This window comes from Providencia sp. PROV004 (assembly GCF_011045615.1).
GTDB lineage: Bacteria > Pseudomonadota > Gammaproteobacteria > Enterobacterales > Enterobacteriaceae > Providencia > Providencia rettgeri.
The window spans coordinates 3,717,762-3,742,135 of sequence record NZ_CP042859.1 but is presented as its reverse complement, the minus strand read 5'-3'; the positions used below and the strand labels follow the sequence as shown (position 1 = coordinate 3,742,135).

Genomic DNA, 24,374 nt, shown 5'->3' with positions numbered 1-24,374 from the left:
AACAATATTATTGCGCGGAAACCACTTTACCTTGTTTAAATTGTAACCAAGGTAATTCTCGGAACACCACACAGTTTGGTGTGGTGCTTAAGGTTCCAGATGCGCCATTAATACGAAATTGCCCCGATTGTTGAAGCTTGTCGTAATTGTTGGCTAAAGACCATGCGTCAATACCCATGGCATATAAGCGGAATAACGAGTAATCATTGTTCAGCTTTTGTTGGGCTTGTTTACGTAAGTTATTGTTTGCACCTGCGAGTAAAGGAATTTCGCTAAATTTAACGCCATCCATTTCAAAGCGGTAGTCTGCGCCAGATCCGGCTTGGTTACTGCGAGAGCTTGCATAAAGTGCAGGGCGGGAACGGGAACTAATCGCCATTTCAATCATTGGTTTGATTAAGGTGAGCTCATCACGAGTGGCAACAATATAAACACCGTCAATCGCACCGGTTGAATCGACATATTGTGAATCTATCGATTGTGCTCCGGTATTCACTGGCGTTCCTGTCATACGGATACCTGCACCACGATTAATTGACTCTTTTAGTGAAGGGATGGACCCAAAGGTTTGCATTAAAACGGTTCCCCCCCCTTTTTCTTGCCACCCTTGAGCAAAGGCTTTGGCTATCCTATCGCCGAAAGCATTAGCGGGAACTAATACCAATGGCATTTGCTTACCTTCAGCTTTCATATAAGCGGCCGCATTCTGTGCTTCATCTTCTGGTGATAATGAAAAATAGCAAAGATTTGGTCGAGGCTGTAATTGGTTCGCATCAAGCTCATTGAGCGCAAGCACGCTAACTGGAGCTCCCATTTGGGTAATAACTTGAACGTCACTTTTTAATAATGGCCCAACAATCAGGTTAAAGCCTTCATTTTTTGCTTGCTCAATAAGCGCAGGCATTTGTTTATTAGTGGTATCAAACACCTTGACGCTTTGGGTATTCACAGGGGCTGCATCGATACGTAAAGTGGATGCCACTACATCGCTATCGCTAGCAGTAGGGGTATTACCTGTTGTTGCAGCAACTTGTTCATAAATTTGGTCGAGGACATCATTTCCACTACTTGGGGGATCTATAGCGTCTTGAGAGGGAGACCCTTGAGGCAGACCTTTTTGCGCATCCATAAAGCCTTGCATAATCGCCTGGCCGAATACTTGTCCTTGCCCACTCATGGGTAAAAACAACGCAATCTTAGGATTTTTACCCACTTGAGGTATCATCGCTTGCAGTAAAAGGGTTGGTGTTGTCGTCACTCCAGGGTTATTTGAGTAACGCATTTTCCAATCGTTGTAGCCAGCAAGTAAGGCATCTGTGTCATCTCGGTTATTTTGATAAATATCTAAAAGATCGACCCAGCCTTGGAGAATATTTTCATCGGCACTAATTCCATGAATTTGTTCTGGCGTTAACTGTGTTAACATCTGCCATAACCCATCAATGTTAGCTTGGCGTTCAGTGGTTGTTTTTAATAAAGGTTCTTGGCTAATGTAGGCACGTATCGCCTCCATTGAAGGCTTACCTTGTGCTGCATCAATGATTGCTTGGTAACGGCTAGCATCATCAGATGCGCTTTGCTCAGGTGTTTTTTGGGTTGACGGAAAATATTCCGAGACAATTTGGCACCCAGACAGAGCAAATGTGGACAGCATTGCTGTGCAGATTAACCCTTTTTTCAAATGCAAAAAAATTGAAGGACGCATACTGTATCCAATGGTGTATTTTTCAATTGCTTAATTTTAAACCGGCTATTCGGATGAAACAATGAACCAACCTAATCAAGCTGTGGTTATGGCATCCACGCTGTATATCGTTCCTACCCCAATTGGTAATATGAGGGATATCACGCAACGTGCGTTGGATGTTCTTAAACATGTTGACCTTATTGCTGCAGAGGACACTCGGCATTCAGGCATTCTATTACAGAATTTTGCGATAAATGCACGGTTGTTTGCTCTGCATGATCATAATGAACAGCAAAAGGCAGATCAATTAATTAGTCGACTTCAACAAGGTGATAGTATCGCATTAGTCTCCGATGCGGGTACACCTTTAATTAATGATCCGGGTTATCATCTCGTCAATCGTTGTCGCGAAGCGGGTATTCGTGTTGTACCTTTACCGGGGCCTTGTGCTGCTATTACTGCGTTATCCGCCGCGGGTTTACCTTCAGACCGTTTTTGTTATGAAGGTTTTTTACCGGCTAAAACGAAAGGCCGTAAAGATGTATTGCAATCACTCGAACAAGAAACCCGCACGCTGATTTTCTATGAATCAACCCACCGTTTGTTAGACAGTTTAGCAGATATGGTGGAAGTCTGGGGGCCGGAGCGTCATGTTGTTTTAGCGCGTGAAATCACTAAAACATGGGAGTCTATTGAAGGTCGCCCTGTGGGAGAGTTACTCGCTTGGGTAAAAGAAGATGAAAATCGTCACCGTGGCGAAATGGTGTTGATTGTCGAAGGGTATAAAAAACCAGTCGATGACTCCGCAGTTTCCCCTGAAGTGGTGAGAACATTAAATTTATTACAAAAAGAATTACCTCCTAAAAAAGCAGCGGCGATCACGGCTGAAATTTATGGCCTCAAGAAAAATATGCTGTATAAATTGATGCTTGATAATCAAGATGGTGAATGATTCTTGAGCAAATAGACGAGTTCATTTATATAAGTGGTAAATGAAAGTCGTTAGAGTCTGTACAAGACTCAGCAAAGTGCCTATAATTCGCCGCGGAGTTGGCCAGACAACCGCTGCTTTATCGTAGTCCCTTCGGGAGACGGGTAGAGGGGAGGAAAGTCCGGGCTCCATAGGGCAGGGTGCCAGATAACGTCTGGGAGGCGCGAGCCTACGACTAGTGCAACAGAGAGCAAACCGCCGATGGCCTGTTTACAGGATCAGGTAAGGGTGAAAGGGTGCGGTAAGAGCGCACCGCGCGACTGGCAACAGTTCGTGGCACGGTAAACTCCACCCGGAGCAAGACCAAATAGGGGTTCATATGGTGCGGCCCGCATTGAACTCGGGTAGGTTGCTGGAGCCAGTGCGTAAGTGCTGGCCTAGATGAATGGTTGTCCAAGACAGAACCCGGCTTATCGGCCAACTCCCATTTTTTCGTCATACTTCAAGCTGTGCCTGTGTTGGCGTCACTCGTCAGCCCTAGTCACATACTTTTGTATGCTCCTAGGGATTTCCTCATTTTGCCGCCTTGGCACACCTCGAATTATTTAGAAAAAATTTCAGTTTATAATGCTTCGAGCTGTACCTGTGTTGGCTGCATTCAGCCACACGGGTCACATACTTTTGTATGCTCCCCGCGCTGTCTTCATTTTGCCGCCTCGGTATAACACGAACTATTTAGAAAAAATCATAATCTTTTGATTTAATATAAAAATACTTCTCTTCTTTCTTTTCTGGCTTGTCTTCACCATTTGATACATCAACTCATCAACTCATCAACATCACAACCCTCTGATGCAAATCAATGCACCCTGTGAATATGTAAATACAATAGTGGTATTTATAATGCATGTTAAAGAGATGTGCGGACATGAAAGAAAAACCACGTGTAAGGTACCAACGTCGCCCTGGTACTACAGGGGGTAAGCTCCCTTGGAATGATTGGCGTAATGCATCAACATGGCGTAAATTTGTACAATTAACGCTATTGGCGATCAATATTTATATTGGCATCACCTTCTATTTTTGGGTGCGTTACTACGAAACCGGAGGAGCGACAGTTCACCTTCCTCGCCCTGGTGGAATTGAAGGTTGGCTGCCGATTGCGGGGTTAATGAATTTAAAATATACGTTGGAAACGGGGAGTTTCCCGCCAATTCATGCGGCTTCAATGTTTCTGCTTGTTTCTTTTATTTTGATTAGCTTACTGCTCAAAAAAGCATTTTGTTCATGGATGTGCCCGATAGGCACTATATCGGAATATACGGGAAAAATAGGCCAAAAACTGTTTGGTTATCAAAAACAAATCAGTTTACCTAAATGGCTAGATATCCCCCTACGAGGTTTAAAATATTTACTATTAAGCTTCTTTCTCTATATTGCATTTTCCATGTCTGCGCAGATGATCCAATACTTTATGATGTCACCTTATGGGATCATCATTGACGTCAAAATGTTGGATTTCTTTCGCTATATTAGCTTGTTTGCGCTGGTCAGTGTTGCGGTTTTAGTGGTGGCAAGCTTGTTTATTCGTAATGCTTGGTGCCGTTATTTGTGTCCTTATGGTGCATTGCTAGGGCTGTTTTCGTTATTTTCACCATTTAAAATTCGGCGAAATGTGGAAAGTTGCATTGATTGTGGAAAATGTGCGAAAAACTGCCCATCCCGCATCCCTGTTGATAAATTAATTCAGGTAAGAACGCTCGAATGTACGGGGTGTATGACTTGCGTGGAATCTTGCCCTGTTGCATCAACACTGGATTTTTCATTGCAATTGCCAGCAAAAAAACATCAATTTCGGTTATCGGGTAGGATGATGGCTATTTTAACCTTGGCAATTTTATTTATCACTATTGGGGTTGCTATGTATTTTGGCGTTTGGGATAGCCCAGTACCCGATAATTATTGGTTTCATATTATTCCAAATGCAAGAATGATAGGCCATTGATGCACAATAAAAAACCCCGCTACATATGATAATAAGCGGGGCAACTTGTTGTTTTGTCGTGATGACAGATTTTGTACTGCTTATTTATACTTATTTCTCGCTTATATTTATTTTCTTACATACTACTTACTACCCCATCAGTTAACCGCTTGCTTAACCATCTGCAATAACTGACGTACATCTTCAGGGCGCGTATTGCCAGTATCTTTATCAATAATTGAGCTATAGATATGAGGAATGATTTTTTTCACGCCTGCATCAAGAGCAATTTGCAAAATTTCAGCAAAGTTATCTAAATCAATGCCGCCTGTAGGCTCTAAAGAAAAATCAAAGTCAGCGCAAGCTTTGGCAATGGCTTTATATTCTTCAATATATGTTAACCCTTTCATATTAAAGAATTTAACAGAGTCAGCACCCATGTCTTTAAGCATCATAATGGCAGTTTCAATCGGAACAATGCCATCTGGCGCTTGAGAACTTAATGGGCCTGTGGAAATTTTTACCATACCCACCGTGCCTGTCGGTGATATGAGCGCATTCACGAAGGTTTCGTTTTGGCCTAATAGTGCACGGCTAATTGGGGCACCAGTGAATACTTGGTTAACGTGCTGCGGTTGCACTTCTTTTGAAATCAACGATACCATGGTTGATTGATTTGGGTCGCCAGCACCCAGGCCAACTGATAATGCATTATCGGTTTTTTGGGCATAAATACGCATATCTGCAATCGCGCTTTCTAAGTCAGGGTAATTTTTAGATAAAACACCAACAACAACAAAGGTTTCTGCTGCAGCATAGATATCTTTTGCATTTTGATGGCTGCCTGCCAAGACGTTTAAACACACGCGGTCACGATAAAAATTCGGTGACAATTTCATTTTAAATTCCTTCTACTAACAAACGAATATTCTGAGAAATAACATCAAGTTGTTCAGTACTAACACTACGAATGTCAGCTTCCACTTTTCCTTCGTTGGCTTTGTACTCACGGAAGTAAATCGCGGTATCACCTTGTTTTAACTCAGCCATGATTTGGTAGGTAGTTTTGCCTATTGTTTTTTCATCAAAGCTAATTTCAGTACGAGCAATATCACGTCCAGCGCCATCCCAGACCACTTGAGCAGAGATACCTTTAATTGCATTCAAATCGCTGATGAATTTACTCATTCGATTGACCATTTCTGGGCCAGTTTCTTTTGTCGCTGTCAGGTACTGTTCGATAGCAAGAGTGAGGCCTAAAATACCTTCTTTACCCACTTTCATCGCACGGCCAATACCTTGGCTTTGGCGTTTTACCCACTCAACATATTGTTTTTTACCAATAACTAGGCCACTTGTTGGGCCTTCAATCGCTTTTGCGCCACTGTAAATCACAATATCGCCGCCTGCTTGGTAGTAAGCTGTGAGCTCTTCTTCAGCGGCAGCATCAACGATCAGTGGTAGCTGGTGGTCATGAGCCACTTTGGCGGCTTGTTCCACGGTTAACATGCTTTTTTGTACGGTATGATGGGATTTGATATACAGAATAGCGGCGGTATTGGGGGTGATTTTTGCAGCTAACTGGGCGGCGTTGCACTCGTTAGCAAAGCCCGCTTCGACCACTTTACCACCACCTAAGCTCACCATTGTATCGACAGGAGCACCGAAATTAACGTTATGGCCTTTAGGTAAAATAATTTCACGAGGCACAACTTTGTCGGATGAATGCAAATTAAGCAGTAAATCATCATCATCTTGTACAATCACCGCTGCAACAGCTTGTGCGATACCGGCAGATGCGCAGGAAACAACAACTGCGGCTTCAACATCTAATAGATTAGCAATGTATTCGCCAGTTTTATTAACTAAGTCTTTAATTTCAAAATAATTATTTAATCCGTAAGCAACACGTTCAACAACTTCCGGAGTTGGCGTTGAAACACCCAGAATTGTCATGCGGCCAGAGGCATTAATAACGTGTTTTAACTGATATTTATCATAAATCGATTGCATGTTCTGATTCACCTTGTGCATGAATAATGTGTTTTCCACCGACGATAGCAGCCAATGGTACGAAGCGGTGAGTGCCTATACGGTGTTCGCCTTCTGCATCCGTGAGCTCGGTTTGCTCTTCTTTAAGGTCAAAAAGGGTTATGTCGGCGTCAAAGCCCGGCCTTAAATAGCCTTTCGCGGGTAATGATAAGAAATTGGCGGCTTTTTCGGTAACGCAGCGAAGCACTTGTTCCGCACTAAAGCCCATACACAGGAATTTGGTCATCACAAAAGCGAGGCTATAAACAGGGCCATTAACGCGGTTGCGGTGGTAAATATCGGAACTGATAATGTCAGGGTAAGTGCCGATGCGCATGGCTTGTTCGGCAACTTTAAAGCTAAAACTCTCACCGCCATGGCCAACATCTAATATGACTCCGCGTGCGAGTGCGCGAGCAATTGAGGGCTTTAGGTAGCCATCTTCGCCTAAAATTTTATTGGGTTTGCCATTAAAGCAGTGAGTGATGATATCGCCACGTGTCAGTAAATCAGCGACTTCATCGATATCCGGTGGGTTGTTGCCGATATGCACCATGAGTGGAAGATGGTGTTTTTTCTGCATTTCTTTAGCTTTAATCAGTGGTGCAATACCATTTTCACCAACCACACTTTTACTCATACGCGCTTTCATACCAACAACAAAGCCTGAGTGGCGCTCGATAGCGTCTTGAAAGCAGGCATCATTGATGTTGTTCATATCGGACAATTCATTTTGTGCAATGATGCCAATGCGTGAAATATTTAACAGAGAAAAGACATTGGTTTTCGATTTTTGTGTCAGTTGATAAAATTTATCAATATCATCAGCACCGACACTGCCTGCATCAACCAGTGAGGTAACTCCGCCAGCGGCTCCTGCTAAATCAGGGTCATCGAAGTAAATAGGTGACTCAACAAAACAGTGTGCGTGAGAATCAATCCATCCGGCGCTGACATAAGTTTTACCTTGGAGATCAATAATTTTGTCAGCTTGCTGGTTACAGGCTAACTCAGGGCCTGCTGCTTCGATTTTTCCATCTTTGATAAGAATATCGATAATCGAGCCATCGATACGCTTACCTTGTTTGATGATTAGAGTGTACATAGTTGCCCTCTTTATACTCATACTCGATGCTCGTCATACTTCAAACTGCAGCGTTGTTGGCAGTACTTCCGCTACCCTAGTCACATACTTTTGTATGCTCCTAGGGATATCGTCGTTTGCCGCCTAGCTGCAATTTGAATTATCTAGAGCATGCTTAAATACTTGAATACTTGTTCTAAATAATGCCAACCACAGCGTTGTTGGCATCACTTCCGCTACCCTAGTCATATACTTTTGTATGCTCCTAGGGATATCGTCGTTTGCCGCCTAGCTGCAATTTGAATTATCTAGAGCATGCTTAAATACTTGAATACTTGTTCTAAATAATGCCAACCGCAGCGTTGTTGGTTACTCTTACGCTACTCTTTGAACTATTTCGAGCCTGTTTTTAATGATGTTATTCAGTAACCCGGAGCAGATGCTCCGGGAGGATACTAGTTAGGCGACGATTGGGAAGAAATAACCAAATAACATCGCACCTAAAATGGCGCCACCGGCAACTGGTTTTTGCCATACATAGAAAATCAATGCGCCGATTAATGAACCAATTCCGATTGGAATAGAAGCTGCCATGGCGGCTAAGATAATCAATGGGCCTAAGAATCGACCTGAAGTATTACCCGCACCCATCATGACGTCTGCACCAAAGGTTGAGTTGGCTTGGGCAATGGTGAATTTACGTGCAAAGACAATCAGTAAACCGATTAATACCCCAAGGAATAAACCTGTCACTAATGAAAGCCAGAAGTTAGTGACTAGAATATCCCAACCCGCAGCGAGGAATAGAGCAGGAACACCCAGCCCAATACCAGTTTGCAGCGCCCCACCAATATCTAAAATACCAACCAGTGACCCTTCGATGATTCGAGCAAATAAGAAACTTGCACCGAATGCGGCGACTGCACCGTAAACCCCTGTATCTAAGCCTGCACGTAACATGGCGACGAACGCTACTTCGTTAAATGCACCAAAGCCGTAGACGACATACATGTGGGTACCTGCGAAGATCCCTGCGGATAGCAGCCCAACAAAAATCGGAAAGGACCATTCTGCGTACCAAAAATCTTGTTTGTTAATTTCAGTTGTCATGATTATTTCCCGCTCAGCAGACCGTGGACGTATTCAAGCCACAATGGTTTATCTAGGTTGAAAGAGGTGATCATCTTCAGGTCGAACTCACGGAAGAAGCCGCTGAGAACGAACAAGAGAACCACGGTTATCATCATTGTGCGAGTGATACGGTTCCAGCCGTTGTCATCAACGCCTTTACCAATCAAGATACCTAAAACTAAACCAGGGATAGCATTCCCCATGATTAACTGAGCACAACCACCAAATAATGTTGCCCAGAAACCTGAACGACGCCCGGCATCCATAGCGGCTAACCAGAAGATAACTGGCATCACCGTGTTAACTAACAAGTTAGCGGCAGGCACTAGTACGTTAATGGCTGTTGTTTGCAGTGCAGCCGGAACTGCGGAAGCAGTTGTGTTTAAGAAGGCGACAACTAATGCCCCGATGATGGCACAAGCAATCGCCATTTTTTTCGGGTTATGCAGTGTGTCAGCGACACTACGGTTTTTGGTTAACAGCGCTGCCGCACCCCAGTTTGGGATGATGCGGTGGTCAACGTCTTGTGTAAATGCCCCTGCAGCAACTGATGATGCCCATGCATTAAAGAAAAATCCTAAGCCAAAAGAAAAGTGAGATGCTGGGTCGCCTTCACACGCGTTCAGCTCACCCAATGTACGGAATGCCCCCATACCTTGTACGGTTGGTGCGTGGAACATACGCGCAGCCCCTGCGCCTAAGCCAAAGCCGCAGAGCCCACCGATGATCAGGGACATGCCCAATATTTCTAGAAAAGATGCAGTTTCACTCATGGAATTAACTCCAGACCTGATTGCTATTATTGTTCTGTAAATGGTATTTCGTTGACAGAAAGTAAAGTGACATCCAGCGAAACGTCGAGTACAACACGAAAATGTTCACGTTTGCGTGGCAAAAAGAGAAAAAGAAATTTTTCTGTCCGCGAATGAGAGTGAGCACTAATCACTTCAACATCCTTTGGTTCAATTCGTAGGATGATGTCTGTGCTGTTTTTCAGTACGGTTTTTTGAATTGAATTTAAGGCGTCAGCTATCGCTTTTTGCTTAGTGTCGCCTTGCCCTGTAACCCGTACAACCGTTTCGATAGATTTTTTCATTAAGCGTTGCCGTATTTTTTATTGAATGCTTTTACTAAGCGCTCGCCTAACTCTTCCTTGTCCATAAAACCGAAACCTAATACATTGCAACCGTCTGCAATTGCGGTTTCTCCCTCTTCAATGGAGCGCATCCCATAGCGAGCTTTATAGCCATACTTAGTTTGAGCTGTGATTGCACCAGCGCCACCACTTCCACAAAATGAGATACCTAAATCGGCTTGTTCTGCGTTCATCACATCGCCAAGTTTCATGTCAGCGGCGACACCTGGAACAACAATCGCTTTACCGCCAGCAGCTTCAACACCCGCCGCTACTTTTTGGCCTTTACCTAAACGGTCACCGATAACAACAACTATCTGTTTCATAAAATATTCTCCAAATCCTACCAAATTAGTAATTAATCATTTGAACGTGCAACTTCAAAGTGAACAGAGAGTAAATAGGTCTCTTCAGGTGCTAAACCGGGAAGTGTGTCAACAACCCGTTGCGCGAGCGTAATCGAATGTTCAGAGATTTCATCAAATAGGCTGATATCAACTTCTGGTAAGGCTTCACCCGTTTTTGCTCTACCGACCATGGCACGTAAATGAGACTCCAACATCTGTTGTTGTACATCCGTGGTGTAGCAATCCTCCTGCTTGAGCCAGTCAGTAATCACTGCTAGCAGTTTTTGTGTCACCTCATCAATATCAAGGTTATGTTCTAACATTTTAAAAACGACAACTGATTCACTCATAACTATTTAAAATCCAAAGTAATATTGCAAGTTAGACTACTCTGTTCCTTCATGCCTTATACATTAGACGTTTATTGGTATTTTTTGCAGGTAGTGAATTTCCACTTCAAAGTGGAAATTATTTGGAAATAAATATTAGTTGGGTTGGTATGTTTTTTGTTCTATGTGGAAGTTAAGTGGAAAAATTGACATCAATCAATTATCTAAAAAGGATAAAAATAACAATACTTCGAATAAAATATGTTGTTTATCAATTGATTATTTTTTTACATAAAAAATGGAATTGAAAAAAGGAACTGGAAAGAAAAGTGGAAACAATAAATGGAAATTATGTTGTGTTGATTGCAATAGCTTCCACTTAGTTACTCTGTGCGTAAAACAGGCCGTTTAGGATAGGAAAATATTTGCGAGAGTTGTGGTTAGGATCACGTAAAAGTCAGCAACTTCCACTTTTCCACTACGAAGTGGAAGTTGCTATCAGATTAGAGGATACGTGCTAAGCTGTCTTTAGCTATCACTTGGAATTCATTGAAATTTTTGACACTTACTAAGCGACGAGTCGTTTTTTCCTTTACAAAGGTAACGAATAAATCATAAATAGCCATCGCTTCTTCATAGTCTGTTTTACTAATAGCCAACAAGAAAATGACATAAGCGTTCTCTTTGGTTTCTTTATTCCATTCAATGCCTTTTGGGGCCACAACGGTTGCAACCACCGTTTTATTGGCAAGTAAGCCTAAAGAGTGGGGTAATGCGATGCCTTCCCCGAGCAATGTGGAAACAATTGATTCACGTTCTTGTAGTGATGGATAAAAATCGGGGGTTACATAGCCTTCTTGCTGTAATTTATGGCAAACCATTTGAAAGAGCTCTTCTTGGCTAATTTTTTCATTAATTACCATGAAGAACCGTTCATCAAAAAAACGCTCAATAATATAAGGGCGAGTTTGATCAACCATAGCTAGGCGGCCAACTTGCTCTAGCTGATAGGGCGTTGGGAAAGGCGCGATTTTAATAACAGGCTTGTTTTTCTCTGAAATTCGTACTGTGGTTATCACGAAATCTTCAGTGACTTCATCCAAGGATTCATACTCTTGTAATGTTAACCCTCGACTAAATTTGAGTTGTGGAAACTCACGCATGATTTTAGATTCAACCACGCGAAACGTGGAGTTTCCTGCATCGGTGACTACCAGTACTTCTGTTTGGCGAATTGACCCTGCGCCATAGTTACGTTCGAGGCTAACACCGATATGAACTGCAAGATAACCCAGTTCATCTTCACTGATTGAGTGGGGGAGTAATTGTTTACTTGCGCTGGTTAATGCGCTGAGTGTGACGTCATAGGCAAACGGATAGTATTGTTTAATATCAGATAATAGCGGATTTGGTGTAGAAATATGATACTGCAGGCGAGTGATTAAGGCCGCAAGATGCGTATTGAGATCTTTTTTGAGCTTTTCATCATTTCGTAAGTCATAATTATATAATTCATTAATATAATTTAAAATATATTCACATAGCTCATTATGAGTACCACTTTTTTGCGTGCTAGAGTCTTGGTTACTAATACGTTGGGCAACAATTTGGTCATGCAAATAGCTGAGTTCCGCCCCAGAAAGGTCATTGCCAAGAAAGTAGATCAAACCTTTGGAGATTTCATCGCACGCTTTACGGATCACTTCTTCACTGTCATCGTTTTTGACCGCAGTGGTGAGCTCATGGCCGCGAGTGATACGCAAAATAGTGACCGCACAATTAAAAACTAGGTATAAATGGCCTTCATTGCTAATCCGAATATCAAAACGATTCAAACTGTTATGTAATACTTTATCGATATATGACAGGTCTAAATTATCCAGACAATCGGGGCGGAAAGTGGTTAAATCAGGCGATATCTGTGCGCAATAACGACGCCATAAAGTTTCAGTCATACAAGCTCGAACTGCCCACTCGCTACCATTCAAACGAATACCTTGGTGAGGAATACTTTCTAATGCAATTTGGTATTTTTGCAGCTGTTCTCTCACCGCCCCCATATCTTGTTGTAAAGTGCCTCGGCTGATAAACCATTCCTCAGCGATATCATCAAGCTTTACGGGAAGTGATAGCATTAAGAGCTTTAATAGCAGTGCATCAATGCGCTCTTTGCTCGTTCGAGGGATATGATCGTCTTCATCATTTTGTTGAGTAAAGGTCGCAAATAGGGCTTCGTCTTCAATGTTCAACCGGTAACCACGACCTCGTTCATACACAATATGTGCACTATATGGCTGTATCAATTCATTGATTTCATTGATATCAGAACGAATAGTTCGAGTAGAAACGGAAAAGTTTTTTGCTAATTCGTCTTGAGGAACAACCTCATTCAGAATTTGAGCAAAAATTTGATTATGTCGCTGTTGAGTGAATAGAGCCACGGAAACACCTTTAAAATCAAAACGAAAAAGCATTTGAGCAATAAAATTACGTCTTTTTTGCTCGCTAATGGCAGGACTCTAACACAAGCGTGTCAATATGTAGGATATGTAAATGATGAAATTTGCGAATCCGTTCGCAAAATTCATGCTGTTATAGCAGGAAAGTGGCTAGTTTTGTTCCCCAAGGTCGATTAACAGGCCTCTAAACGGTTTATCTGCACTAATGATGATTTGATTATCATCTTGGATAAATGCCCCATCATTGCAATTCATCCCGAGTTGTTCGCCTTTTGGTGTTCGTAATGTTGCTCCACCATGTATAGACTGAAGGAATGAATTTTTTCCTTTTAGCGTGATCGCTGTTGATTCATCGGCTGCCAAGTGAATTTGAGTGATCCAAATTTGTTGACGTAATTGAATGCTTTGATCTTCCCCATCAGGAGAGGCGATAAGCTTACTCTCATTTTCACTAATGGCTATTTTTTGCAAGGGCAAAGATTCTTGCTGTGGGCAAGCATTTAACCAGAGCTGTAAACGCGTTAGTGGTGTTTTGGGGCACACATTTTGTTCACTGTAGCTAAGATCTGGGCGTGGTGAGAAACGCACACATTCACCTTCATCCGCTTGGATGGTATTACCTAAACTGTCTCGATATTCTGCGTGCCCTTTTAGGATGATATTTAAAATATCAACATGAGGGTAGGTTCTTGGCTGTAGCGCATTTTGTGGCGCAATAACCTCTTGATTCAGCACTCTGAGTGTTTTAAAACCCATAAAATCTGGGTCAAAATAATGGCCAAATGAAAAGGAATAACGCGCTTGCAGCCAACCATAATCAGCTTTTCCGCAATGGTTAGCGGGTCTCAGTGTCATCATAATGGTTAACCCCCATCGAAAATAAATAAGTTAATAATCTATTGTTATAATAAATAGCTGGACGTTGAATTGTTAGCCAGTTAATCTGTTTCCCTTGTTCAAATTTCCTGAAAGAGAAACTTCATGAGTAAAGAGAGAGCATTAACGCTTGAATCATTAAGGGTTATGGATGCAATCGACCGCCGTGGTAGTTTTGCTGCAGCTGCTGAAGAGTTGGGGCGAGTCCCGTCTGCACTAAGCTATACCATGCAAAAATTAGAAGAAGAGCTCGATGTCATTTTATTTGACCGTTCAGGGCATAGAACTAAATTTACGAATGTCGGTAGGATGTTACTTGATAGAGGAAGGATCCTACTTGAAGCCGCTGATAAGCTAACATCTGACGCGGAAGCCCTTGCAAAAGGATGGGAAACGCATTTAACTATCGTGTGTGAAGCTTTAGTTCCTGCTAATTCACTTTTTCCACTGGTGGAACGACTGGCGGAAAAATCAGAAACACAGTTATCTTTGATTACTGAAGTATTGGCGGGAGCATGGGAACGCCTTGAAAGCGGTAAAGCGGATATTGTCATTGCCCCTGATATGCATTTTCGATCATCTTCAGAAATTAACTCTAAATCGTTATACACCATTAATCATATTTATGTTGCGAGCCCGGATCACCCCATTCATCAAGAACCTGAACCATTATCTGATGCGACTCGAGTGAAGTACCGTGGAATTGCAGTAGCTGATACCGCACGTGAGCGACCTGTGATAACGGTGCAGTTGTTGGATAAACAACAACGATTAACCGTGTCGACAATTGAAGATAAACGCAATGCTTTATTGGCTGGTCTTGGTGTTGCAACAATGCCGTATCCAATGGTTGAACAAGATATTCGTGAAGGGCGTTTAAAAGTAGTTGGCGCAGAGTATAGCCATGAGACGAATATTATTATGGCGTGGCGGCGAGATAGTATGGGGGAGGCTAAGTCGTGGTGTCTCCGAGAAATCCCCAAACTTTTCCGATTATAACTTCGTCATACTTCGCACTGTAGCGGTGTTAGCTTCACTCACTAACCCTAGTCACATACTTATGTATGCTCCTAGGGATTAGTGAGCTTGCAGCCTTGCTACAGTACGAATTATTTAGAAGTTAACTTGAGGTTGAAAAATAAACCCATCAACATCAATTTGCCACCTACCTACAACTCAAACTATTTAGAGCTTACGAGTCGCGTGATATTAGTGGGGATTCAACAAGAATAAATAAAGCTGCCCAGCTTAATTTTCATTTACTGATAACGATGATTTAGTTTCTATTAACTTCAAAACAATTATTTTGAATAAAAAAATACCTCCCGAAGGAGGTATAAGTTGGACAAAAAATGAAGCTAAATTAATAAGGGTGATAATGAAATCGGAATTACCATTTTTTATTTAATAAATGGTCAATACTAAATTTTCCTGGGCCGGTCACAGCTAACAGTAAGAAACCGCCGGCAATAGTAAAGTTTTTCATAAACATTAAGCTATTTGGTGCAACGCTAAAGTCGATATGGAACAGGAGTGCGGTTAATACCGTAAAGCCTGCGGTAAATAAAGCGACAGTCCGAGTTAAGAAACCGAATAAAACCGCTAAACCACCGCCAAGTTCTAATAAAATGGTTAAAGGTAATAAAAAGCCTGGAACACCCATTGCTTGCATGTATTGTTGTGTTCCAGCGTATGCATCTCCCAGTTTTCCATACCCTGCGACAATGAACAGAATTGGCATCATAATGCGAGCTAATAATACCGCACCACTCTCTAAATTTTTCATTGAGATTCTCCAGACTAATAAGTCATTAAATATAAATTAGTTGCGATATATGTCGCTTTGTAGTGTTGTTTTCAGCACAAATAGGTAAGAAAACATTCGATGGGCTTATAATAGTCATTTGCTTATTCAATAAAAAGCAAAGCTTATTCACAAAGATGGTCAAAAAATTTGAACTGTGGTGAGGGGGAAATGAGTTGAAGTGTAGTGGTTAGACTAACCTATTGATTTTAAGTTGAATTATTTTTTTCCTGCATTAATTGTACTTTGAATTGTTCTTACTATGCCCCACATTGTGAAGGCTTTTTTCCCTAATTGAAGTATACGTTGTGGTTTTTTTAGTGAATAAATCGAAAGCAGGCCTGTTGCTGCAATAAACAAAGGACGGAAGGTAACGAAGGCTTTCCATGTACGGTCATAAGGGGCTGTCACATGTAGCCAATCCTCAGAACTGGCAGCAAGGTCATTCCGTTGCTGCTCAATTCTGTTGAGTAACCGTTGTTTTTTTTCGGCAAGTAATTGGCGTTTATTTCTGGTCATTATCCTTACCTGCTAATGCATTTGCATCTTGGCTTAGTTGCTCCCGTGTGGAGCTCAATAAAGTGGACTGTTTCGCTTTTTTGAGCGCCCAACTAGCAAAGATAATGGCGAGTAGAACCAAACTCCCTGTAGTGATAGCCAGTGCTTGATAACGGTAAACAGGGTCTACAGACCAAAAAATGAGCCCAATTAGACACATCAGGCCAAAAGCAGTAAAAAGAAGCGCTAGCCCAACTAATAATAGCAACTGGATAAAATTAACTTTCTCTTCTTCGAGCTCAACGGCAATGAGCTGAAGGCGAGTTTCAACAATATTAACGGTAATACTGGCGATGCGTTGCAGTATTTCAAGGACCCCTTTACCGGGGCCCTGACGTTGTTGATTTTGTTCCATAAGCAATTAACGTTTCGCGAGAAGTACGCCAAGAACTACACCAACGGCAGCACCAATACCGATACCAGTCCATGGATTTTCTTTGACATAGTTGTCTGCGCGACCCGCAATTTCTTTAGTTTGTTCAGTGATCCTTTCGGTGGTTTGGCCGAGCTTAGCACGAGATGAGTAAAGTACATCTTTCGCTTTGGATTTTAAGCTTTCAATCTCTTCTTTCGACTTCTCGCCTGTATCATTCAATACGGCTTCAAGAGAATCTGCTAACGCTTTTAGTTCCGCACGTAGGTCTTCTGATGAATGATTTAATGACATATAGAACCTCCTATCAATAGAAAAGAAACTTCACTGTATTAACAATAACTGTTTTTGCATTAAGTGCAATGAATTATTCGATAATAAATTATGGGATCAGAAAAAATGTAAAAAATAGTATTTAGGAAAATATTTTTAATATTAGTAGGTTAACTTAGTTGTAAGGGATAGAAATATTAAGACGTAAAATTAGGTAAAAATAAAAATGCGAGAACTCGAAGTTCTCGCATAGGCGGATTAATTTGCTTTTTTGCTAGACAGTTTTTTCTTTACGACAACAGCAATACTACCGATTAACCCAAGGATTAATAAGCCTACAGGAATTAGCATCAATACATTCATAATGTGATGCTCATATTGTAGGAAGATTGGGCTTTTACCAAAGCCATAACCGATAGCCGTTAAAATTAACACCCACAACAGACCACTTAACCAATTAAATACTTGGAAACGGCCATTCTGCAAACCTGCGAGGCCTGCAATTGTTGGAAGCAGTGTTCTAACAAAAGCTAAAAAACGGCCAATTAATAAGGCAGCGAGGCCATGACGATGGAATAAGCCATGAGCGCGTTGGTGGTAGTGTTCGGGTAAGTGTGCTAGCCAGCCTTTAACAATACGTGTGTTCCCTAGCCATCGCCCTTGTATATAACCTACCCAGCAACCTAAACTGGCGCCAGCGGTTAAAATTACGATGGTGAGTGGATAACTTAATGTGCCTTTAGCGATGAGTACACCAACTAAAATCAACAAGCTATCGCCAGGTAAAAACGCTGCAGGTAATACCCCGTTTTCAAGAAACAAGATAGCGAACAGCATGAAATAAATCGACCACACTAACGCAGGGTTAGATAGGGTGACATAATCTTGGTGCCAAAGGGCGAAAAAAAGTTCTTTAACTAATTCCATTAATGTTTCCTAAACGGCAATAACAGCAACAAACTTGTTGTTGGGCAGGGAGAAATGGATTAAGTGAATGCCAAAGTGAAAGTAGTGTTTCCTCAGGCTGTTAGTGTAAAGCACGCTCACTTTAACAAAACAGAAAATAACTAAACAGCAAATTTTAAGCTTATTTTTAGAATTCATTTAAGTTTCGGCCGATTTTTACAAATTACTGTGTGCCATGTAATGATGTAAAGTGCTTAAAAACGGCTTTTAGCCTGTTTTTTGCTTAGAGTATGCGAAATATACTGGTTAATTTATCTTTTAATGTAAAAAAATAACGATAAAACAATAATGGCTAATTATTGCATTTTAAGACTATTTACCGTATCTTATCGCCATAGCAAAGGGGAGTAACTTCTTCTTGTCGGTTTATCGTCATTACGGTGTACTCATTACACCCGGTAGCCGAGCACCACAGTTCCCTGTTTTCGGGTTATTTGTGTTGTAAGTGAGACCTTGCCAGAAGGCGAGGTTTGCTCATAATTTACAACCAAAAGACATAACTTGTGGTTAATGAATTTTAAGCGGCTGATGTCTTCTGGATATCAGCCGTTTTTTGTTTTTAAGGGAAAGGAAAATGCACTCAGTTGGTAACCCAATTTTATGGGGTAGTTTTGCCGTTATTATTTTACTTATGTTACTCATTGATTTGTTCTGGCAAGGGAAACACAAAGGCCAAGCAATGTCGATGAAACAAGCTGCGGCTTGGAGTATCGTGTGGGTAACGCTTTCGCTTCTCTTTGCGGCGGGCTTTTGGTGGTATCTTAATGAAAACGTGGGACGTGAGTTTGCCGATAGCCAAACAATGGCGTTCTTAACGGGTTATTTATTAGAAAAAGCATTAGCTGTTGATAACGTATTCGTTTGGTTAATGCTCTTTAGTTATTTTGCAATCCCTGCAAATTTACAGCGTCGTGTGCTGGTTTATGGAGTATTAGGCGCTATCGTACTTCGTACGATTATGATTTTTGCAGGTAGTTGGTTAGTCACACAATTTAGCTGGATTTTATATGTATTTGGCTTGTTTTTGCTATTTACTGGTTTGAAAATGGCTTTTGCTAAAGAAGATGACTCGCCAATCACGGATAAACCGTTAGTAAAATGGGTTCGTTCTCATTTACGTATGACGGATGAATTGCATGGTGAAAAATTCTTTATTAAACGTAATGGTGTCCTATTTGCGACCCCACTTATTTTAGTGCTGATTTTAGTTGAAATTAGTGACGTGATATTTGCGGTGGACAGCATACCTGCTATTTTTGCGGTAACGACTGACCCATTCATTGTTTTAACATCGAACTTATTTGCCATTTTAGGCCTACGTGCGATGTATTTCTTGTTGTCTGGAGTTGCTGAAAAGTTCTCAATGCTAAAATACGGCTTAGCAGTAATTTTAAGCTTTATCGGTATAAAAATGCTATTGATTGATATTTTCCATATTCCAACGCCGATTTCGTTGGGGGTAATTGCCTCAATCTTAGTCGTAACGTTAATCATTAATGCCATTGTTAATAAACGTAACGAAGCAAAAAGTTAATTTAACTTTTTTATTTTTAAATCCTCTACTGTAAAAGTAGGGGATTTTTTTTAACCCTATGAAAATACTCAACCATTTTACTCCTCTCATTCTACTATAAGAAACAAAACTCTATTGAGATCACAGTTATGTAAAATGTTTGTTAAACAAAGTCAATCATTGTGTATATTTTGAATAATTGCCTTTTCAGGCGACTATTATTCCTTATACTTGCTGTGCAAACACATTTAATTCCTAATAAAGATAAATAATATAGGTCTATTATGGATACAAATAAAACAGGGTTATGGCGAGTTATTAGCCAAGGTAGTCTAGTCAAACAGATACTGGTTGGCTTGGTCGCGGGTATTTTGCTTGCATGGTTATGGCCATCTGCTGCAAAAAATGTCGGGTTGTTAGGGGATTTATTCGTTAGTGCGTTAAAGGCGGTTGCTCCGGTATTGGTATGGGTGTTAGTGATGTCATCCATTGCTAACCATCGTCAAGGGCAAAAAACCAATATCAAACCGATCCTGGTGTTGTATATTTTGGGAACATTTTTTGCCGCGGTTGTTGCCGTTATTGGTTCTTTCCTGTTCCCGTCAAGTTTAGTTTTAGCCGTGGGGGATACACAGTTAAATCCACCGGGTAATATTGCCGAAGTGTTAAAAGGTTTGCTAATCAATATATTTGCGAATCCTGTCGACGCACTGATTAAGGGTAATTATATTGGTATATTAGCGTGGGCGATCGGGCTGGGTATTGCGCTGCGCCATGCAAATGAAACCACAAAAAATTTAGTTCATGACTTTTCTAATGCAGTAACACAACTGGTACGTGTTGTGATCCGCTTAGCGCCTTTAGGGATTTTTGGCTTAGTTGCTTCAACTATCGCAACGACAGGCTTTGCAACCTTAAAAGGCTATATACATGTTCTCGCAGTATTAATTGGCTGTATGTTAATTGTTGCTTTCATTGTTAATCCACTAATTGTGTATTGGAAAATGAAACGCAACCCATATCCATTAGTTTTCGCTTGTTTACGTGAAAGTGGGGTAACGGCATTCTTTACACGTAGTTCTGCAGCGAATATTCCTGTGAATATGGGGATGTGTCGTCGTATGAATCTGCATGAAGATACCTACTCTGTTTCTATCCCATTAGGTGCAACAATCAATATGGCAGGTGCAGCGGTAACGATTACTGTTCTGACGTTAGCTGCGGTACATACGTTAGGGATCCCTGTTGATATCCCAACGGCATTATTATTAAGTGTTGTGGCAGCAGTTTGTGCATGTGGCGCCTCTGGGGTTGCGGGGGGCTCACTATTGCTGATCCCATTAGCTTGTAACATGTTTGGTATTTCAAATGAGATTGCGATGCAAGTGGTCGCAGTTGGTGTGATGATTGGCGTGTTACAGGATTCAGCAGAAACGGCGCTTAATTCTTCAACTGACGTGTTATTTACTGCGGCGGTGTGTTTAGCGGAAGATGAGAAACTGGCGAACGCGGAAGCGCGGTTATCTCACCGTGATTAATGAGCAAGTGAACTAAATAAAAAGGCAGGGATCGTGAAAACAATCTCTGCCTTTATTTTTGAAAATACGGTTAATTGTCAGTGACAAACCTCACCAACAGAACGAGCAATCAAAGCTGATACGCGATTTTCATTCCTTGTTCAATTGCGCGGCGAGCGTCAAGCTCGGCTGCTACATCAGCACCGCCAATAACATGGGCATTAATGCCACGTTCTGCTAATTGTATTTTTAATGGACGGTAAGGCTCTTGTCCTGCACATAAAATCACATTGTCAACGGGAAGGCACTGCGTTTTATCTTGATAGCGAATATGGAGCCCTTCGTCATCAACTCGCATGTATTCAACACCATTTAGCATATGAACACCACGTTTCATCAGTGATAAACGGTGAACCCAACCCGTCGTTTTACCAAGGCCTGCCCCAACTTTACTATTTTTACGCTGTAATAAGTACAATTGACGGGCTGATGCCATAGGGACTTTTTGTGGGGGGAATACGCCACCTTTAGAATGAATTGAGGTATCAATATTCCACTCTTTATTAAATAGTGAAGTATCTAAACTGCTACTTTTCCCTTCCTGGGTTAGCAATTCAGCAACATCAAAGCCAATCCCTCCAGCACCAATAATAGCGGCGCTTTTACCAACAGAACGCTGTTTGGTGATGACATCGATATAAGAAATGACTTTATGGTGTTCAATGCCTTCGAGCTGGATTTTCCGTGGGGTGACGCCCGTTGCAATAATGACCTCATCAAATCCCGATAAACAGTCAACATCGGCTTGGTGTTCAAGGCGTACATCAATATGTAATAGTTCTAGTTGTCGGCAGAAGTAACGGATAGTTTCATGAAACTCTTCTTTACCGGGTATTTGCTTTGCGAGGTTAAATTGCCCACCTATGTGGTTAGATTTTTCAAACAAAGTGACGCGATGCCCCCGTTTTGCCGCGTAAATTGCACAAGACAACCCAGCAGGCCCTGCGCCAACAACTGCAACAGATTTACTCTGTGGGGCTTTTTCGTTGGGGTAATCCATTTCTCTAACGGCTTGTGGGTTAACTAAACAACTGGCCAGTTTGCCACTAAAAATGAGGTCGAGACAGGCTTGGTTGCAGCCAATGCAGGTGTTGATTTCGTCTGCTCTATTTTCTGCCGCTTTACGAACAAACGCTTCATCAGCCAGAAACGGCCGAGCCATTGAAACCATATCGGCTTGATGATTGGCAATAATATGTTCTGCAACAAAAGGGTCATTGATGCGGTTAGTGGTTATCAGCGGAATATTCACTTTTCCCATTAATTTCTGGGTAACCCAACTAAATGCACTACGGGGAACTTGCGTTGCTATCGTCGGTATTCGAGCTTCGTGCCAACCAATACCCGTGTTAATCATACTGGCGCCTGCATTTTCAATTTGTTTGGCGAGTAATTCGATTTCTTCCCATATTGAACCTTCTTCAACTAAATCCAACATGGAAAGTCGATAAATAATAATAAAGTTAGCGCCAACAGCTTCCCGTATTCGCCGTACGATTTCAATAGGAAAACGAATTCGGTTTGTGTAACTTCCACCCCATTTATCGGTTCTATGGTTGGTACGTTTGGTGATGAATTGGTTAATTAAATAGCCTTCGGAGCCCATAATTTCGACACCATCATAGCCTGCTTGTTGAGCGAGTTTGGCTGTTGTCACAAAGTCATCAATCGTTTTTTCAACGTCATCAGTTGAGAGCTCTCTGGGGGCGAATGGAATAATTTCAGCTTGAATAGGGCTTGGGGCAACTAATTTGGGGTGTAGCCCATAGCGCCCTGCATGCAAAATTTGTAAGGCGATTTTACCGTCAGCTTGGTGGACGGCATCCGTGATTTGTTGATGAAATGACAGCTGTTTTTCATCATTTAGTACCGCGCCATGTGCGGTAAGCGCCCCTTCAGGATTGGGGGCGATGCCACCGGTAATGATGAGGCTGACACCATTTTCGGCGCGTAAGCGATAGAAATGTGCCAGTCGTTCACTGCCTTGCGGGTGCTCTTCAAGCCCAGTATGCATCGAGCCCATCAAAATGCGATTTTTTAGGATAGTGTGGCCTAAATCAAGCGGGGTAAAAAGGTGTGGAAAATTGCTCATTATTATACTCCCATTCGGGATTTCATTAACAGGTCAGATGAGTCAACTGTAGCGTAATGAAGCTGCAATTTGGTAAAGATGTTAAAATTTTGTGATTTTTATCATATGTTTTCGGTTAAATAGCTGAGTGTCATAAAAAATAGGTGTTTTTTTATTTTTATGTCATAAACAGAGATTAAAAAAAGAGACACACAGCATAAAGAACGATATAGGGGAAACAATGATGAAAGAGATTTGCCAAGCTATTACTTTAGAAGGTGAATACGTTCGCCTTGAACCTCTATCTCACCAATATGATGTCGAACTGGCAGATATCATTCGACGAGATGGGTTAAATAATTTGTGGTATGCCTTAGTTCCTGAGCCTGAGCATTTTTCTCAAGATGTGGAAAAGCGTCTGGAAAATTTCCAGAAAAAGGAATGTTTACCTTTTGTGGTGATTGATAAACGCACTGGTAAGCCTGTTGGTATTACTTCTTATAACCGTGTGGACCATGCGGTAAGACGGGTTGAAATCGGTGCCACTTGGTATGGGGTCGAAGTACAACGTACTGCATTAAATACAGAGGCTAAATATTTGCTGTTAAAGCATGCTTTTGAGGAATTAAATTGCGTTGCAGTGGAGTTTCGTACGCACTTTTTAAATAGTCAAAGTCGTCGAGCTATTGAACGTTTAGGGGCCAAGCTCGATGGTATTTTGCGCAACCATATGAAAACTAAAACAGGTGAGCTACGTGATAGCTGTGTATATAGCATTATCGAATCAGAATGGCCGTCGATAAAACATCACTTAGAATGGCAGATGGTGAAACCGCGCTAAGATTAGGTGCCAGTAATCGCCCACCGAAAGGTGGGCGATGATGCCAACATCAAGCTTTAACATTTCGCTGCTTTATGTAGCGCTTGTACTTTAACCTCTGTTGGCCTCGCTCCTGTGATTTCGCCTATATTTTTGCCAATAACCGCTTTATTGATTTCAAAAGTCGCCACAACGTCAGCACCATGTTCTTACAAGTAACGGATCAAAAATTTACCCATTTTTCCGCAACCATATTGAACTACACGTACTTTTTTCATCATTTCTGTCCTATATGCGAATTATCTATAAACTATATTGTGAGGTCTGAATGTAAAAATATTGTTTTATATCAATTATTTGAATTAAGAGCTTTTAATAAGTTTAGTTGCCATTATGATGTTGTTTTTATTATTAATTTGATATTG

Annotated in this window: 23 protein-coding genes and 1 other RNA gene; 7 read left to right on the top strand and 17 right to left on the bottom strand. The window is 41.5% G+C overall.

All coding sequences use genetic code 11. From position 1 onward, the window contains the following. Positions 1 to 7 precede the first annotated feature (7 nt). Positions 8 to 1,705, bottom strand: coding sequence for a penicillin-binding protein activator (locus FVA69_RS17150; RefSeq protein ID WP_109911690.1), 1,698 nt, complete (start codon positions 1,703 to 1,705; stop codon positions 8 to 10). A 61-nt stretch (positions 1,706 to 1,766) separates the two neighbouring features. Between FVA69_RS17150 and rsmI the strand changes: the two genes are divergently transcribed. The 3 genes from rsmI to FVA69_RS17135 all read left to right on the top strand — a co-directional run bounded on the left by rsmI (position 1,767) and on the right by FVA69_RS17135 (position 4,623). Beyond that, positions 1,767 to 2,639 (top strand): 16S rRNA (cytidine(1402)-2'-O)-methyltransferase, encoded by an 873-nt coding sequence (gene rsmI / locus FVA69_RS17145; RefSeq protein ID WP_115167905.1) that lies wholly within the window; start codon positions 1,767 to 1,769, stop codon positions 2,637 to 2,639. 94 nt (positions 2,640 to 2,733) lie between these two features. Then, an RNA gene (gene rnpB / locus FVA69_RS17140) (RNase P RNA component class A) lies at positions 2,734 to 3,107 on the top strand. A gap of 439 nt (positions 3,108 to 3,546) precedes the next feature. Further along, positions 3,547 to 4,623, top strand: a complete 1,077-nt coding sequence (locus tag FVA69_RS17135; protein ID WP_123382269.1) for a 4Fe-4S binding protein — start codon at positions 3,547 to 3,549, stop codon at positions 4,621 to 4,623. Between the two features lie 137 nt (positions 4,624 to 4,760). Here FVA69_RS17135 and dagF read toward each other — a convergent pair whose 3' ends face one another. From dagF to FVA69_RS17085, 10 genes are all read right to left on the bottom strand, one after another. After that, positions 4,761 to 5,501 carry a 2-dehydro-3-deoxy-phosphogluconate aldolase gene (gene dagF / locus FVA69_RS17130; RefSeq protein WP_109911693.1) on the bottom strand — a complete coding sequence of 247 codons (741 nt, stop codon included), beginning with the start codon at positions 5,499 to 5,501 and terminating at the stop codon, positions 4,761 to 4,763. 1 nt (position 5,502) lies between these two features. Then, positions 5,503 to 6,615: a DgaE family pyridoxal phosphate-dependent ammonia lyase gene (locus tag FVA69_RS17125; protein ID WP_004908346.1), complete on the bottom strand. Its 1,113-nt coding sequence runs from the start codon at positions 6,613 to 6,615 to the stop codon at positions 5,503 to 5,505. After that, positions 6,599 to 7,738 carry an amidohydrolase/deacetylase family metallohydrolase gene (locus tag FVA69_RS17120; RefSeq protein WP_109911695.1) on the bottom strand — a complete coding sequence of 380 codons (1,140 nt, stop codon included), beginning with the start codon at positions 7,736 to 7,738 and terminating at the stop codon, positions 6,599 to 6,601. The genes FVA69_RS17125 and FVA69_RS17120 overlap by 17 nt, the downstream gene beginning before the upstream one ends. A 438-nt stretch (positions 7,739 to 8,176) precedes the next feature. Further along, complete coding sequence (locus FVA69_RS17115; RefSeq protein ID WP_004908356.1) at positions 8,177 to 8,827, bottom strand: DUF4310 family protein; 651 nt, start codon at positions 8,825 to 8,827, stop codon at positions 8,177 to 8,179. Between the two features lie 2 nt (positions 8,828 to 8,829). After that, entirely contained in the window at positions 8,830 to 9,621 is a 792-nt protein-coding gene (locus FVA69_RS17110; RefSeq protein ID WP_004258184.1) for a DUF4311 domain-containing protein, read from the bottom strand. A gap of 26 nt (positions 9,622 to 9,647) precedes the next feature. Then, positions 9,648 to 9,944 (bottom strand): DUF4312 family protein, encoded by a 297-nt coding sequence (locus FVA69_RS17105; protein WP_004258180.1) that lies wholly within the window; start codon positions 9,942 to 9,944, stop codon positions 9,648 to 9,650. Further along, complete coding sequence (locus FVA69_RS17100; protein ID WP_004908363.1) at positions 9,944 to 10,309, bottom strand: SFCGS family glycine-rich protein; 366 nt, start codon at positions 10,307 to 10,309, stop codon at positions 9,944 to 9,946. The genes FVA69_RS17105 and FVA69_RS17100 overlap by 1 nt, the downstream gene beginning before the upstream one ends. Before the next feature lie 32 nt (positions 10,310 to 10,341). Next, positions 10,342 to 10,680 (bottom strand): PRD domain-containing protein, encoded by a 339-nt coding sequence (locus tag FVA69_RS17095; RefSeq protein ID WP_004908366.1) that lies wholly within the window; start codon positions 10,678 to 10,680, stop codon positions 10,342 to 10,344. 482 nt (positions 10,681 to 11,162) lie between these two features. Then, a complete protein-coding gene (locus FVA69_RS17090) occupies positions 11,163 to 13,133 on the bottom strand; it encodes a BglG family transcription antiterminator (protein ID WP_164529162.1) in 1,971 nt (656 codons plus the stop codon). A gap of 135 nt (positions 13,134 to 13,268) precedes the next feature. Beyond that, complete coding sequence (locus FVA69_RS17085) at positions 13,269 to 13,976, bottom strand: pirin family protein (RefSeq protein ID WP_109911697.1); 708 nt, start codon at positions 13,974 to 13,976, stop codon at positions 13,269 to 13,271. Between the two features lie 123 nt (positions 13,977 to 14,099). Between FVA69_RS17085 and FVA69_RS17080 the strand changes: the two genes are divergently transcribed. Continuing rightward, positions 14,100 to 14,993 (top strand): LysR family transcriptional regulator, encoded by an 894-nt coding sequence (locus FVA69_RS17080; RefSeq protein WP_117162551.1) that lies wholly within the window; start codon positions 14,100 to 14,102, stop codon positions 14,991 to 14,993. A gap of 391 nt (positions 14,994 to 15,384) precedes the next feature. Here FVA69_RS17080 and FVA69_RS17075 read toward each other — a convergent pair whose 3' ends face one another. The 5 genes from FVA69_RS17075 to FVA69_RS17055 all read right to left on the bottom strand — a co-directional run bounded on the left by FVA69_RS17075 (position 15,385) and on the right by FVA69_RS17055 (position 17,929). Further along, complete coding sequence (locus FVA69_RS17075) at positions 15,385 to 15,780, bottom strand: DoxX family protein (RefSeq protein ID WP_004908378.1); 396 nt, start codon at positions 15,778 to 15,780, stop codon at positions 15,385 to 15,387. Between the two features lie 237 nt (positions 15,781 to 16,017). Next, on the bottom strand, positions 16,018 to 16,317 hold the full coding sequence (locus tag FVA69_RS17070; RefSeq protein WP_004908381.1) for a YqjK-like family protein: 300 nt from the start codon (positions 16,315 to 16,317) through the stop codon (positions 16,018 to 16,020). Beyond that, complete coding sequence (locus FVA69_RS17065; RefSeq protein ID WP_004908385.1) at positions 16,304 to 16,711, bottom strand: phage holin family protein; 408 nt, start codon at positions 16,709 to 16,711, stop codon at positions 16,304 to 16,306. The genes FVA69_RS17070 and FVA69_RS17065 overlap by 14 nt, the downstream gene beginning before the upstream one ends. A gap of 6 nt (positions 16,712 to 16,717) precedes the next feature. Continuing rightward, the gene (locus FVA69_RS17060) at positions 16,718 to 17,023 is read right to left on the bottom strand and encodes a DUF883 family protein (RefSeq protein WP_109911700.1); all 306 of its coding nucleotides are present in this window, start codon (positions 17,021 to 17,023) and stop codon (positions 16,718 to 16,720) included. A gap of 237 nt (positions 17,024 to 17,260) precedes the next feature. Next, positions 17,261 to 17,929: a DedA family protein gene (locus FVA69_RS17055; RefSeq protein WP_004908389.1), complete on the bottom strand. Its 669-nt coding sequence runs from the start codon at positions 17,927 to 17,929 to the stop codon at positions 17,261 to 17,263. A 613-nt stretch (positions 17,930 to 18,542) separates the two neighbouring features. Between FVA69_RS17055 and FVA69_RS17050 the strand changes: the two genes are divergently transcribed. After that, positions 18,543 to 19,502 carry a TerC family protein gene (locus FVA69_RS17050; protein WP_109911701.1) on the top strand — a complete coding sequence of 320 codons (960 nt, stop codon included), beginning with the start codon at positions 18,543 to 18,545 and terminating at the stop codon, positions 19,500 to 19,502. Between the two features lie 263 nt (positions 19,503 to 19,765). Then, positions 19,766 to 21,019 carry a serine/threonine transporter SstT gene (sstT, locus tag FVA69_RS17045; RefSeq protein ID WP_004908393.1) on the top strand — a complete coding sequence of 418 codons (1,254 nt, stop codon included), beginning with the start codon at positions 19,766 to 19,768 and terminating at the stop codon, positions 21,017 to 21,019. 109 nt (positions 21,020 to 21,128) lie between these two features. On the opposite strand, the gene FVA69_RS17040 is transcribed toward sstT, so the two are convergent. Then, positions 21,129 to 23,150 (bottom strand): NADPH-dependent 2,4-dienoyl-CoA reductase, encoded by a 2,022-nt coding sequence (locus FVA69_RS17040; RefSeq protein ID WP_164529161.1) that lies wholly within the window; start codon positions 23,148 to 23,150, stop codon positions 21,129 to 21,131. Positions 23,151 to 23,373: 223 nt separating this feature from the next. On the opposite strand from FVA69_RS17040, the gene FVA69_RS17035 reads away from it, so the two are divergent. Then, positions 23,374 to 23,970 carry a GNAT family N-acetyltransferase gene (locus tag FVA69_RS17035; RefSeq protein WP_109911818.1) on the top strand — a complete coding sequence of 199 codons (597 nt, stop codon included), beginning with the start codon at positions 23,374 to 23,376 and terminating at the stop codon, positions 23,968 to 23,970. The last annotated feature ends 404 nt before the right edge of the window (positions 23,971 to 24,374 follow it).

Coding starts and splice junctions, on each gene's coding strand:
- FVA69_RS17150 (WP_109911690.1), bottom strand. CDS start 1,705: ATGCGTCCTTCAATTTTTTTGCATTTGAAAAAAGGGTTAATCTGCACA.
- rsmI (WP_115167905.1), top strand. CDS start 1,767: ATGAACCAACCTAATCAAGCTGTGGTTATGGCATCCACGCTGTATATC.
- FVA69_RS17135 (WP_123382269.1), top strand. CDS start 3,547: ATGAAAGAAAAACCACGTGTAAGGTACCAACGTCGCCCTGGTACTACA.
- dagF (WP_109911693.1), bottom strand. CDS start 5,501: ATGAAATTGTCACCGAATTTTTATCGTGACCGCGTGTGTTTAAACGTC.
- FVA69_RS17125 (WP_004908346.1), bottom strand. CDS start 6,615: ATGCAATCGATTTATGATAAATATCAGTTAAAACACGTTATTAATGCC.
- FVA69_RS17120 (WP_109911695.1), bottom strand. CDS start 7,738: ATGTACACTCTAATCATCAAACAAGGTAAGCGTATCGATGGCTCGATT.
- FVA69_RS17115 (WP_004908356.1), bottom strand. CDS start 8,827: ATGACAACTGAAATTAACAAACAAGATTTTTGGTACGCAGAATGGTCC.
- FVA69_RS17110 (WP_004258184.1), bottom strand. CDS start 9,621: ATGAGTGAAACTGCATCTTTTCTAGAAATATTGGGCATGTCCCTGATC.
- FVA69_RS17105 (WP_004258180.1), bottom strand. CDS start 9,944: ATGAAAAAATCTATCGAAACGGTTGTACGGGTTACAGGGCAAGGCGAC.
- FVA69_RS17100 (WP_004908363.1), bottom strand. CDS start 10,309: ATGAAACAGATAGTTGTTGTTATCGGTGACCGTTTAGGTAAAGGCCAA.
- FVA69_RS17095 (WP_004908366.1), bottom strand. CDS start 10,680: ATGAGTGAATCAGTTGTCGTTTTTAAAATGTTAGAACATAACCTTGAT.
- FVA69_RS17090 (WP_164529162.1), bottom strand. CDS start 13,133: ATGCTTTTTCGTTTTGATTTTAAAGGTGTTTCCGTGGCTCTATTCACT.
- FVA69_RS17085 (WP_109911697.1), bottom strand. CDS start 13,976: ATGATGACACTGAGACCCGCTAACCATTGCGGAAAAGCTGATTATGGT.
- FVA69_RS17080 (WP_117162551.1), top strand. CDS start 14,100: ATGAGTAAAGAGAGAGCATTAACGCTTGAATCATTAAGGGTTATGGAT.
- FVA69_RS17075 (WP_004908378.1), bottom strand. CDS start 15,780: ATGAAAAATTTAGAGAGTGGTGCGGTATTATTAGCTCGCATTATGATG.
- FVA69_RS17070 (WP_004908381.1), bottom strand. CDS start 16,317: ATGACCAGAAATAAACGCCAATTACTTGCCGAAAAAAAACAACGGTTA.
- FVA69_RS17065 (WP_004908385.1), bottom strand. CDS start 16,711: ATGGAACAAAATCAACAACGTCAGGGCCCCGGTAAAGGGGTCCTTGAA.
- FVA69_RS17060 (WP_109911700.1), bottom strand. CDS start 17,023: ATGTCATTAAATCATTCATCAGAAGACCTACGTGCGGAACTAAAAGCG.
- FVA69_RS17055 (WP_004908389.1), bottom strand. CDS start 17,929: ATGGAATTAGTTAAAGAACTTTTTTTCGCCCTTTGGCACCAAGATTAT.
- FVA69_RS17050 (WP_109911701.1), top strand. CDS start 18,543: ATGCACTCAGTTGGTAACCCAATTTTATGGGGTAGTTTTGCCGTTATT.
- sstT (WP_004908393.1), top strand. CDS start 19,766: ATGGATACAAATAAAACAGGGTTATGGCGAGTTATTAGCCAAGGTAGT.
- FVA69_RS17040 (WP_164529161.1), bottom strand. CDS start 23,150: ATGAGCAATTTTCCACACCTTTTTACCCCGCTTGATTTAGGCCACACT.
- FVA69_RS17035 (WP_109911818.1), top strand. CDS start 23,374: ATGAAAGAGATTTGCCAAGCTATTACTTTAGAAGGTGAATACGTTCGC.